The following is an 11,101-nucleotide window of genomic DNA, read 5'->3' on the forward strand; positions in this document are numbered from 1 at the left end:
ACACGATCGGATCATGCGAGTTCTGATCGCGGGCGCGAGCGGACTGATCGGCTCCTCCCTGGCGACCCGGTTACGCCGGTCCGGGCACGAAGTGGTCCGCCTTGTGCGCCGGGAGGAGCGGGCGGCCGACGAGCGCCGCTGGGATCCCCCGGCCGGGGAGATCGCCGACGGCGCGCTCGACGGGGTCGACGCCGTGGTGAACCTCGCGGGCGCGCCACTGCTGCCGGGACGCTGGAGCGCGGCCCGCAAACAGGTACTCCTCGACAGCCGGGTCGAACCGACCGAGGTTCTCGCGGAAGCCGTCGCCGAGCACGGGATCCCCGTGCTGGTCAACGCCTCCGCCGTCGGCTACTACGGCGATCCCGGTCCCTCCATTGTGGACGAATCGAGCCCGGTGGGACGCGGTTTCCTCGCCGGGCTCTGCACCGCGTGGGAGGGCGCCACCGAGAGCGCGGTCACCGCGGGTGCGCGGGTCGTGCGCGTCCGCACCGGACTGGTGCTCGCGCGCGAGGGCGGGCTCCTGGACGTCCTGCGGCCGCTGTTCCGCTTGGGGCTCGGCGGGAAACTCGGTGACGGCAAGCAGTACATGCCCTGGATCTCGCTCGACGACGAGGTCGGCGCGATCGTTTTCGCGCTGGAGAACGAATCCCTGTCCGGTCCGGTGAACCTCTGCGGACCGCAGCCCGCCACGAACGCCGCCTTCACGAAGGCCCTGGGCCGCGCCGTGCACCGGCCGGCGATCTGGCAGGTGCCGGGTTTCGCGATGAAGATCGCCCTCGGGCAGGCCGCCGAGGAGATGGCGCTGTTCGGGCAGCGTGCCCTGCCCCGGGTACTGGAGGAGGCGGGTTACGCGTTCCGCCATCCGACTCTCGAAGACGCGCTGGCCGCCGCGACATGACCCTGCGGCGCGGTCTGTACACCCTCGCCGGAGCGCTGCTGTTGATCGGTTTCGTCACCCTCGGGTGGTACGTCGACCAGCGGCCGCCGCCGGTGGACGTCGCGCTCGCCGACGCGTTCCGCGGCCAGCACACCCAGGCCGCGGGGCAGGTGGCGGGCCTGGTCACGAATGTCCTCGGCCCGGTCCTCCCGTTCGCGCTCGGCGCGGTGCTGGCGGTGGTCGCCTGGCGCCGCCGCGACCTGACCGTGTTGTGCGTCAAACTGGCCGTGGTCCTGTTGTTGTGCCGGATGACCAGCTTGATCGCGAAACCGCTCTTCTACCGGGAACGGCCTCGCGAATTCCCCGATCTGAGCTATCCGAGCGGGCACGTGGTCGCCGTGGCGTGCACCGGCTTCGTCGCGGTGCTGCTGTGCGCGTGGACCCGTCCGCGTCTGGCGCGGCTCGCGATGACGATCGCCGCCGCGGCGACGGTGCTCGGTGCGCTCTGCCGCATCGTGCTGGGCGTGCACTGGCTGACCGACACCGCGGGATCCGTACTCGCGGTGGGTGGTGTCGGCCTGATTTCGGCGGCCGGGCTGGGCCTGCTCCCCCTGCCGGAAGACCGGGCGTAGTGTCGCTGACGTGAGCTCTTCGACCACGTCATGCCGCGCCTCCGCCGAGCCCGTCGACGTCCGCGAGATCGGGACGATCGACTACACCGAAGCCTGGGAACTCCAGCGAAAGCACGTGACAGCGCGTGCCGACGGTGATGGCCCGGACACCATGCTGCTGCTGGAGCACCCGTCGGTGTACACCGCGGGCAAGCGCACCGAAGCCGAGGACAGGCCGACCGACGGCACCCCGGTGATCGACGTCGACCGCGGCGGCAAGATCACCTGGCACGGGCCCGGTCAGCTGGTCGGGTACCCGATCATCAAACTCGCCGACCCGATCGACGTCGTGCACTACGTCCGGCGTCTCGAAGAGGCCCTGATCACCGTCTGCGATCAGCTCGGCGTGCACACCGGCCGGGTCGAGGGCCGCAGCGGCGTCTGGATCCCGGCCGACGACCGCGGCGTCGAGCGGAAGATCGCCGCGATCGGCATCCGCGTCCAGCGCGGCGTGACCATGCACGGTTTCGAACTGAACTGCGATCCCGACCTGGGCGCCTTCGACAAGATCGTCCCGTGCGGCATCCGGGACGCGGGCGTGACTTCGCTTTCCTACGAGCTCGACCGCGAGGTCACCGTGGCTTCCGTGCTGCCGATGGCGCGCGAAGCCGTGCTCGCCGCGCTGGAAGGCGACCTCCCGGTGAACGACGAGCGCTGGCTGCCGCGTCCCGAGGCACCGGCCGCCCCCGGCGTCACCTTCGCCCTGCAGAACTGAGAAGCGCGTGAAGGCCCCCTTGCCTCGGCTGAGCCGAGGGAAGGGGGCCTTCACGCGAGAAAACGTCAGTCCAGCTGAGGGGCGACCTCGGAAGCGATCAGCTCGATCTGGTCCAGATCCGAAAGGTCCAGCAGCTGCAGGTAGAGCCGGGTGATCCCGGTCTTCTCCCGCCATTGCCCGATCTTCTCGACGACCTCCGACGGCGTCCCCGCGAGTCCGTTCTCCCGCAGCTCCGGAACCTCACGGCCGAGCACGCCGGCGCGCTTGGCGACCTCCGCGTCGTCACGGCCTACGGCGACGACGAGCGCGGCCGAGCGGAGGATCTCCTTGGGGTCACGGCCGATCTCGCGTGCGGCGTCGTCGACGCGGCCGAACTGCTCGGCGGCGAAGTCCGGGCCCACGAACGGCAGGTTGAACTCGTCGGCGTAGCGGGCGGCGAGTGCCGGGGTGCGCTTCTTGCCGCCACCGCCGATGATCACCGGCGGCCGTGGCCGCTGCGCGGGCTTGGGCAGGCCCGGCGAGTCGACGAGCTTGTAATGCTCGCCATCGAAGGAGAATGTCTCCCCCTCCGGCGTCTCCCACAGCCCGGTGACGACGGCGAGCTGCTCGGCGTAGCGGTCGAAGCGCTCCTTGATCGGCGGCAGGTCGAGGCCGTACGCGGTGTGCTCGTCGTCGTACCAGCCCGATCCCAGGCCGAGTTCGACGCGGCCGCCGGACATCTGGTCCACCTGCGCGACCGAGATCGCCAGCACCGACGGATGCCGGAAGGTGGCGGCGGTGACGAGGGTGCCCAGCCGGACACGGCTGGTCTCACGGGCGAGACCCGCGAGGGTGATCCACGCGTCGGTCGGCCCGGGCAGGCCGGTCGCCGAACCCATCTTCAAGTAGTGATCGCTGCGGAAGAAGGCGTCGTAGCCCGCGTCCTCGGTGGCCTTGGCCACCCGGAGCAGGTCGTCGTAGCTGGCCCCCTGCTGGGGCTCGGTAAAGATCCTGAGGTCCACGAAGCCACCCTAGCCAGGGCGCGGTCAGCTCGCTTTCCCGTGCTCGGCGGGCGGAACCCGGCGAAATCCGACGAGCAGCCGCACCAGGACCTCTTCGACCTGGGCGCTGACCTTCTTCGGCTCCGGCGAACTCGCGATCTCGATGGCGGCGCTCGACAGCGCGCCGAACAGCAGCCGCGCGGTGACGTCCACCGGGACGTCGTCGACCTCGCCGACCTCGATGAGCGCCTGGATCCCGGTGCGGACCAGGCCGAAACTGCACCGTTCCTCCGCCTCGCGCCAGCGCTCCCAGCCCATCACCACCGGCGCCTCGTGGATCGCGATGCGCTGGTACGCCGGGTCGAGGCAGCTCTGCAGGAAGCCACGCAGCCCCGACAGCGCCCGCTCCCACGGCGAGGCCGGGCCGTTCATGATCTTTTCGAGCCGGTCGAAGACCTGGCTCTCGACCGTGTCGAAGGCAGCCTCGAACAGCGCCTGCTTCCCACTGAAATGGTGGTAGAGCGCGCCCTTCGTCACCCTGGCCCGCTTGGCGATCTCGTCGAGAGACGTGCCGGCGTACCCGCGTTTGGTGAACAGCTCCACGGCACTCTCGACGAGTGCCGACCGGGTGGACTCGGAATAGTCCAGCCGCCTTGACCTCATTGTCGCCACCTTCACAACTTTACGCCGCCGGTCCCGCTCCATACCCATGGTATGTTGACTGCTGTCAGGTCCGTACCGGGAGTATGCCGCAAACCTGCGGTATGAACCGGGTCACGGAGGGGAGCCCACATCATGAGCTGGAACGACTTCTACCAGCGGCGCGACATCCTCGAAGCCGCACTGCGCCAGGCGGGTCACCACCCGTCCGACGCGATCTCACTCGAAGAGATCCCTGGCGCCACCAAGTACTTCGCCACCGAGGAAGAGCTTCTGCTCGCGCTTCGGTACAAGTGGAACCAGGTGTTCGCCGGTCACCTCCGCGCCGAGATGACCGACCCGGACTACGCCGACCAGGACCTCGCGCTCGACCGGGTCGAAGCCGTCACCCGCGCCTGGAACAGCGCCACCGCCGAGCACGAGACCCTCCGCGCCGTTCTCGACGCGTCCCTCGAACGGTGCCCCGCGCTGATCCCGTCGCACGAAGCCGAACTGCGCACTCTCGCGCTGACGGCGGGGCTGGCCGACGGCAACGAACCGGCCGAAGAGATCACCAAGGTCGGCAGCGCGTTCGCCACCCTGCTCCGGCACGGACGGCACGCGAAACCCGCCCGCCGCCGCAGCCCCATGGGTCACCTGCTCCGGTTGCTCGCGCCGAGCGCCTGATCCGGCGTGGCGACGCCGCCGACGATGTAGTTAGGTACCGACATGGCTGCTCACGCGCGCTGGACCGAGGCCGACATCCCTGATCAGACCGGCCGGACCGTGTTCGTCACGGGGGCGAACTCCGGGCTCGGGCTGCGTATGTCCGAGGTGCTCGCGGGCAAGGGGGCCCGCGTGCTGCTCGGCTGCCGGTCGCCGGAGCGCGGCGCCAAGGCGCTGGAGCAGGTTCGCGCGGCCGCGACCGGGGAAGCACCCGAACTCGTCCGGCTGGACCTCGCCGATCTCGACTCGGTCCGCGAAGCCGTGAAGAAGGTCCAGGAACTGACTGGCGGCAAGCTCGACGTCCTGGTCAACAACGCGGGCGTGATGGCGACGCCGCGCGGTCACACCAAGGACGGCTTCGAGACCCAGTTCGGCACGAACCATCTCGGACATGCCGTGCTGACGTGGCTGCTGATGCCGTCGCTGCGCAACGGCTCGGGAGCGCGTGTCGTGACCTTGTCGAGTGTCGCGGCGACAGGTGCGCGCATCGACGTCGCCGACCCGAACTTTGAACGCCGGATGTACAACCCGGGTTCGGCCTACGGCCAGTCGAAACTCTCCAATCAGGTGTTCGCGCTCGAACTCGACCGCAGGCTGCGCGCCGCGGGCGAGGACGTCATCAGCGTGGCGGCACACCCCGGCTACACGTGGACCGGACTCGGTTCGGGGATGGCCCGCTCCTACCGCAACCCGGTGGTACGCGCGCTCGTCGGCGCGGGCAACCGGATCGGCGAGATCTTCATCGCGCAAAACGCCCGCCAGGGCACGCTGCCGCAACTGTTCGCGGCGACCTCCCCCGAGGTCGAAGGCGGCGACTACATCGGCCCTCGCGGGCTCGGCGGACTTCGCGGCGCCCCGGTCAAAGTGCGCCCTCTGCCGGCCGCGAGGAGCGAATCGCTCGGCGCCGCGTTGTGGGACGTGACCACCAAGTTGACGGGTGTCACCCCCGACCCCGCGTGAGCGGCGACCACTGCTCCGGCGGGCGTAGGGTGACGGAGTGAGTGCTGCCCCAGATGGCCGCAAGATGTTGCGGCTCGAGGTCCGGAATTCCCAGACTCCCATCGAGAAGAAGCCGCCGTGGATCAAGACGCGCGCGCGGATGGGCCCGGAGTTCACCGAACTCAAAGGCCTGGTGCGCCGCGAAGGCCTCCACACCGTATGCGAAGAAGCCGGCTGCCCCAACATCTACGAATGCTGGGAAGACCGTGAGGCCACGTTCCTGATCGGTGGGGACCAGTGCACGCGCCGGTGTGACTTCTGCCAGATCGACACCGGCAAGCCGGCGGCGCTGGACACGACCGAGCCGCGCAAGGTGGCGGAGTCGGTGCAGGCCATGGGGTTGCGCTACTCGACGGTGACCGGTGTGGCGCGTGACGACCTCGAAGACGGCGGCGCGTGGCTGTACGCGGAGACCGTCCGGCAGATTCACGCGTTGAACCCGGGTACCGGTGTGGAGCTGTTGATCCCGGACTTCAACGCCGACCCCGACCAGCTGGCCGAAGTCTTCGGCTCCCGCCCCGAGGTGCTCGCGCACAACGTGGAGACGGTCCCGCGGATCTTCAAGCGGATCCGGCCGGGTTTCCGGTACGCGCGGTCGCTGGAGGTCATCACTCGCGCTCGCGAGGCGGGTCTGGTGACGAAGTCGAACCTGATCCTCGGCATGGGCGAGACCCCCGACGAGGTCGCGCCCGCGATGAAGGACCTGGTCGACGCCGGCTGCGAAATCCTGACGATCACCCAGTACCTGCGGCCTTCGCCCCGGCATCACCCGGTGGACCGCTGGGTCAAGCCCGAAGAGTTCGTCGAGCACTCGAACGCCGCCGAGGCGATGGGCTTCGCCGGAGTCATGGCCGGGCCGCTCGTACGCTCCTCGTACCGCGCCGGGCGGCTGTTCGCCCAGACGAAGGCCCACCGCGGCGAGCCGCTGTCGGAGAACCTGGCCCACCTCGCCGCCGAAGGACCCGCCGCACAGGAAGCCAGCTCGCTGCTGGCACGGTGACTCCGGTCACCTCTCCGCGACATCGCCACCCACCAGGTCACGAATCAGTAAAGTGACCTGGTGGCGTTGGTAACTGATCTTCTCAATTGGCTGCAGAGTCTCCCGGAACCGGGACTGGTCGCGGCGACCGGCGGACTGGTGTTCGCCGAATGCACCATCGGGCTCGGCTTCATCGCGCCCGGCGAATCTGGGCTGCTGGTCGCGGCCACGACGGCGACGTCGGTCTCCCGGTTCCTGACCCTGTGGGCCGTCGTGACGGTCTGCGCCGCACTCGGTGACTCACTCGGCTACGCGATCGGCAAACGCTTCGGCCCGCGCCTGCGTGAGACGAAGCTGATCCGCAAGTACGGCCTCGACGCCTGGGACAAGGCCACCGGCGTGCTCGAACGGCGAGGTGCGTGGGCGGTGTTCTTCGCGCGGTTCCTCCCGGTGATCCGCACGCTGACCCCGGCGGCGTCCGGGACGTCGGGGCTGCCGTTCCGCAAGTTCCTGCCCGCCGCCGCGGCGGGCGCGGCCTGCTGGTCGGCCATCCACATCGGCATCGGCGCCGCCCTCGGCGAGGCCGCCAAGAAGGTCGAAGGCGTGCTCAACACCGGCGGCCTGGTGATCGTCGGGGTGCTGGTGGGTGTCGCCGTGTTCTTCCTGCTGCGCTACAAGAAGAAGAGGGCGCTCGCCGCCGTCACGGTCGAAGACGCCACTCCGGCGAAGGTCGGCGCGGAGGACTAGATTCCGGGCATGGCCGCCTTGAACCTGCCCCAGCCGATCGGTTTCGTCCTCGGCGGCGGAGGCAGTCTCGGTGCCATGCAGGTCGGGATGCTGCGGGCCCTCACGGAGAGCGGAATCGCGCCCGACCTCGTCGTCGGCACCTCGGTGGGTTCACTGAACGCCGCCGTCCTCGCACTCGAGGGTGAGGCGGGCGCCCGGCTCGACCGGATCTGGTCGCGGATGACGCGGCACGAGGCGTTCCCCGGCGGCGTGCTCAGCCAGGTGCGGACCCTGCGGCACAGCAAGACCAACCTGTTCCCCAACACCGGGCTCGCCGCGATCGTCGACGAGCACATCGGCGAGGGCGTCCGGTTCGAGGATCTCGCGCTGCCGCTGGGCGTCGTCGCGACCGACGTCGACACCGCCGAACCGCTGCTCATCCGTTCCGGCCCCGTTCTGGCGCCCTTGCTGGCCAGCTGCGCGATCCCGGGGATCTATCCGCCGGTGCCGTTCGGGGAGCGCATGCTCTACGACGGCGGCCTGGTCGCCAACGTGCCGATGCGCCAGGCACTCGCCATGGGCGCGAAGTCGCTCGTCGTCCTCGACTGTGCCTTCCCCGGCAAGATGCCCGGCACCCCGCAGACCTTCGCCGAGGTGATGATGTTCACCGCGATGATCAGCATGCGGAACCAGGCCGTGCTGGAGGCGCCCCTCGCCGCGGCCGAGGTGCCCGTGGTCTACGTGCCGGGGCCGAAGCCGGTGCGGGTCAGCCCGCTGGACTTCAGCCACACCACGACACTCACCGCCGAGGCTTATGAGGCCGCGAAGACCTATTTGGGCGAATTGAGCGTCGATGGCCCTGGACTTTATGGTGCCCCGGGTCTCGTCGTGACCTGACAGGCAACCATCCGGCATCGATCACGTCTTCTTCGTCGCGTAGTTTTGAAAGAGAACTTTCCGCTGATAGCGCGACGTAAAAAGAGAACTATATGTTTCCCAAGAAGACATTACTTTCGACGGCCGGAATACTCGCCGCGATATCGGTGATCTCGGCCTGTTCGCCCTCGGGCGGCACCAATTCACCCGACACCAGCGCCACGTCGGACACGAACCCGGTCTCGGTGACCATCGACCCGGCAGGCGGGACGAACGTCAATCCGGCGACCCCGGTGACGGTCAAGGCCGAGCACGGCAAGCTGATCGACGTCACCGTCAGCAACGCCGACAAGGGCAACCAGGTGAAGGGGGAACTGGCGGGCGACGGGCTCAGCTGGAAGACCACCGAACCGCTCGGCTACGGCAGCACCTACAAGATCGTGGCGCACGCCCAGGGCACTGACGGGAAGCCCGTCGAGCAGCAGAGCAGGGTCTCCACGCTGAGCCCGAAGCAGCAGGCGAACCCGAACCTGATCCCGGCACCCGCCGCGGTCGCGTCCGGCGGTGTCGGCGTCGGGCAGCCGATCGTGTTCGCCTTCGGCCAGCCGGTGAAGAACAAGGCCGAGGTGGAGAAGAAGCTGTCGGTGGAGTCCACGCCGAAACAGGAGGGCTCCTGGTACTGGATCGACGACAAGAACGTCCACTACCGCCCCAAGGTGTACTGGCAGCCGGGGACGACACTCAAGGTTTCGGCGACGATCTACGGCGTCGATTTCGGCAACGGCGTCTACGGCGCGACCGACCGCACGGAAACGTACAAAGTGCACGATTCCTGGGTCGCGAAAGCCGACGGCAACACCGAGCAGATGCAGATCTTCCACAACGGCACACTGGCGAAATCGATGCCCATTTCCATGGGCAAGGACGCCACGCCGACCCATTTGGGCGCCCACGTCATTTCGGACAAACACGAGAACTACACGATGGACTCGTGCACCTACGGCGTCTGCCAGGGCCAGCCGGGGTACTACAAGGCGAACGAGAAGTGGTCGCTGCGGATCTCGAACGACGGCGAGTTCGTCCACGAGAACCCGAACAGCGTCGGCGCGCAGGGCAGCTCGAACGTGTCGCATGGCTGCATCAACCTCAACGCCGCGAACGCCCAGTGGTTCTACCAGAACATGGGGCTCGGCGACGTCGTCGAGGTGACCAATTCCGGCGGCCCCCAGCTGCCGGTCTGGGACCTCTACGGCGACTGGTCGAAGTCGTGGACGGACTGGCAGGCGGGCAGCGCGCTCAAGTAGAGGCATGATGAGCGGGTGACCAGCGCCCTGAGCACCGCCCGCTCCCTCGTGGCCGGCGCCGGCCGGGTCGTCGCACTGACCGGCGCCGGGATCTCCACGGATTCGGGGATCCCCGACTTCCGCGGCCCGCAGGGCCTGTGGACCCGCGACCCGACCGCGGAAAAGATGTCGAACCTCCAGGCGTACCGAGAAAGTCGCGAGGTACGCGAACGCACGTGGCAGGCGCGGCTGGTGCACCCCGGCTGGGACGCGACACCGAACGCCGCGCACTACGCGCTCGTACGCCTGGCGCCGACGCATGTCGTCACCCAGAACATCGACCGGCTGCACCAGAAGGCGGGCTTCGCGCCGGAGCGGGTGCTGGAACTGCACGGCACGATGTTCGAGTCCGTCTGCCTGTCCTGTGACGACCACCGCGACATGCGCTCGACGCTGGAGCGGGTCCGAGCGGGCGAGACCGACCCGCCCTGTCTGCTGTGCGGCGGCATCCTGAAATCGGCCACCGTGTCGTTCGGCCAGCACCTGGACCAGAACCTGCTCCGAGCCGCGCGAACCGCCGTCTCCGAGAGCGACCTCCTGCTGGTGGCCGGGTCCTCGTTGAGCGTGCAGCCGGCCGCCTCACTGGTGAGCGTCGCTTCGCGGGTCGGCGCCGACGTGGTCATCTGCAACGGCTCCGAAACGCCCTACGACTCCATGGCTTCCGCCGTCGTCCGCGGCCCCCTCAGCGAAACCCTCCCCGCCCTAACCCCTTGACCACGCGAGTTCCGGCTTCAATCACGCGAGTTACGCCTTTGATCACGTGAGTTACGTCTTTGATCACGTGAGTCACGGGTTCCGTCACGGGTGTTCCGGGTTTGTTCGCATGGGCCCGGTCGTGTAGCTCGCGTGTCCAGGGATGTATCTCGCGTGTTTGGACTCGTGACTCGCGTGATTGGAGCCGTAACTCGCGTGTTCGGGGGCGGGACTCGCGTGATCCAGTGGCCATCACGTGTGATCCGGTGGACGACACGGCGCCGCGGGGACTCTGCGCCGTGCCGTCCACCGGATCACGTGTGTCGTCCGTCTGGTCACGTGTGTCGTCCACGGGGTCACGGGTGTCGTCTGTCTGGTCACGGGTGTTGCACGGTTCTGGGTATGAAAAGAAACGGGCCTAGGTCGGGAGAACTCGGGGTTCTCAACCGGCCTGGGCCCGTTTCTTTTCTTAAGGTGAGTCCGGCGGTGTCCTACTCTCCCACAACCCTTCGGTTGCAGTACCATCGGCGCTGTCAGGCTTAGCTTCCGGGTTCGGAATGGGACCGGGCGTTTCCCTGACGCTATGACCACCGAAACACTGTGAAACACTCCCCACCACCATCGGTGATGGTTGTGTGGTGTTTCAGAGCTGTAGAGTGGATGCGTAACATCTTTGTGGGCAAGTCCTCGGCCTATTAGTACCAGTCAACTCGATAACACATTACTGTGCTTCCATTTCTGGCCTATCAACCCAATGGTCTGTTGGGGGCCTTAACCCACATGGGGTGGGATACCTCATCTTGGAACAGGCTTCCCGCTTAGATGCCTTCAGCGGTTATCCCTTCCGAACGTGGCCAACCAGCCATGCCACTGGCGT

Annotated in this window: 12 protein-coding genes and 2 rRNA genes; 10 read left to right on the plus strand and 4 right to left on the minus strand. The window is 68.1% G+C overall.

Going from position 1 to position 11,101, the window contains the following annotated elements; translation table 11 throughout:
• Positions 1-13 precede the first annotated feature (13 nt).
• From ACIHAO_RS41945 to lipB, 3 genes are read left to right on the plus strand one after another with little or no spacing between them, the layout of a single operon-like run.
• Entirely contained in the window at positions 14-898 is an 885-nt protein-coding gene (locus tag ACIHAO_RS41945) for a TIGR01777 family oxidoreductase (protein ID WP_396567747.1), read from the plus strand.
• Positions 895-1,509 carry a phosphatase PAP2 family protein gene (locus ACIHAO_RS41950; protein ID WP_396567749.1) on the plus strand — a complete coding sequence of 205 codons (615 nt, stop codon included), beginning with the start codon at positions 895-897 and terminating at the stop codon, positions 1,507-1,509. The genes ACIHAO_RS41945 and ACIHAO_RS41950 overlap by 4 nt, the downstream gene beginning before the upstream one ends.
• Positions 1,510-1,519: 10 nt before the next feature.
• Entirely contained in the window at positions 1,520-2,263 is a 744-nt protein-coding gene (gene lipB / locus ACIHAO_RS41955; protein WP_396567751.1) for a lipoyl(octanoyl) transferase LipB, read from the plus strand.
• Positions 2,264-2,328: 65 nt separating this feature from the next.
• On the opposite strand, the gene ACIHAO_RS41960 is transcribed toward lipB, so the two are convergent.
• Entirely contained in the window at positions 2,329-3,264 is a 936-nt protein-coding gene (locus ACIHAO_RS41960; RefSeq protein ID WP_396567753.1) for an LLM class F420-dependent oxidoreductase, read from the minus strand.
• Between the two features lie 24 nt (positions 3,265-3,288).
• Positions 3,289-3,906, minus strand: a complete 618-nt coding sequence (locus ACIHAO_RS41965) for a TetR/AcrR family transcriptional regulator (protein WP_125787950.1) — start codon at positions 3,904-3,906, stop codon at positions 3,289-3,291.
• A 132-nt stretch (positions 3,907-4,038) separates the two neighbouring features.
• Here ACIHAO_RS41965 and ACIHAO_RS41970 point away from each other — a divergent pair, with 132 nt between their 5' ends.
• From ACIHAO_RS41970 to ACIHAO_RS42000, 7 genes are all read left to right on the plus strand, one after another.
• Positions 4,039-4,569, plus strand: a complete 531-nt coding sequence (locus tag ACIHAO_RS41970; RefSeq protein ID WP_396567755.1) for a hypothetical protein — start codon at positions 4,039-4,041, stop codon at positions 4,567-4,569.
• A 42-nt stretch (positions 4,570-4,611) separates the two neighbouring features.
• Positions 4,612-5,568, plus strand: coding sequence for an oxidoreductase (locus ACIHAO_RS41975; RefSeq protein ID WP_396567757.1), 957 nt, complete (start codon positions 4,612-4,614; stop codon positions 5,566-5,568).
• 37 nt (positions 5,569-5,605) lie between these two features.
• Entirely contained in the window at positions 5,606-6,607 is a 1,002-nt protein-coding gene (lipA, locus tag ACIHAO_RS41980; protein ID WP_396567759.1) for a lipoyl synthase, read from the plus strand.
• Positions 6,608-6,667: 60 nt separating this feature from the next.
• Positions 6,668-7,333 (plus strand): DedA family protein, encoded by a 666-nt coding sequence (locus ACIHAO_RS41985; RefSeq protein WP_396567761.1) that lies wholly within the window; start codon positions 6,668-6,670, stop codon positions 7,331-7,333.
• A gap of 9 nt (positions 7,334-7,342) precedes the next feature.
• On the plus strand, positions 7,343-8,209 hold the full coding sequence (locus ACIHAO_RS41990) for a patatin-like phospholipase family protein (protein ID WP_396567763.1): 867 nt from the start codon (positions 7,343-7,345) through the stop codon (positions 8,207-8,209).
• A gap of 92 nt (positions 8,210-8,301) precedes the next feature.
• Positions 8,302-9,492, plus strand: a complete 1,191-nt coding sequence (locus ACIHAO_RS41995) for an Ig-like domain-containing protein (protein ID WP_396567765.1) — start codon at positions 8,302-8,304, stop codon at positions 9,490-9,492.
• Between the two features lie 15 nt (positions 9,493-9,507).
• Complete coding sequence (locus tag ACIHAO_RS42000; RefSeq protein ID WP_396567767.1) at positions 9,508-10,245, plus strand: SIR2 family NAD-dependent protein deacylase; 738 nt, start codon at positions 9,508-9,510, stop codon at positions 10,243-10,245.
• A gap of 457 nt (positions 10,246-10,702) precedes the next feature.
• Here the strand turns inward: ACIHAO_RS42000 and rrf are convergent.
• A 5S ribosomal RNA gene (rrf, locus tag ACIHAO_RS42005) occupies positions 10,703-10,819 on the minus strand.
• 80 nt (positions 10,820-10,899) lie between these two features.
• Positions 10,900-11,101 (minus strand): 23S ribosomal RNA (locus ACIHAO_RS42010); the annotation flags it as partial.

The sequence above is a fragment of the Amycolatopsis sp. NPDC052450 genome (assembly GCF_044547565.1).
Taxonomy (GTDB): Bacteria; Actinomycetota; Actinomycetes; order Mycobacteriales; family Pseudonocardiaceae; genus Amycolatopsis.

Coding starts and splice junctions, on each gene's coding strand:
- ACIHAO_RS41945 (WP_396567747.1), top strand. CDS start 14: ATGCGAGTTCTGATCGCGGGCGCGAGCGGACTGATCGGCTCCTCCCTG.
- ACIHAO_RS41950 (WP_396567749.1), top strand. CDS start 895: ATGACCCTGCGGCGCGGTCTGTACACCCTCGCCGGAGCGCTGCTGTTG.
- ACIHAO_RS41965 (WP_125787950.1), bottom strand. CDS start 3,906: ATGAGGTCAAGGCGGCTGGACTATTCCGAGTCCACCCGGTCGGCACTC.
- ACIHAO_RS41970 (WP_396567755.1), top strand. CDS start 4,039: ATGAGCTGGAACGACTTCTACCAGCGGCGCGACATCCTCGAAGCCGCA.
- ACIHAO_RS41975 (WP_396567757.1), top strand. CDS start 4,612: ATGGCTGCTCACGCGCGCTGGACCGAGGCCGACATCCCTGATCAGACC.
- ACIHAO_RS41990 (WP_396567763.1), top strand. CDS start 7,343: ATGGCCGCCTTGAACCTGCCCCAGCCGATCGGTTTCGTCCTCGGCGGC.
- ACIHAO_RS41995 (WP_396567765.1), top strand. CDS start 8,302: ATGTTTCCCAAGAAGACATTACTTTCGACGGCCGGAATACTCGCCGCG.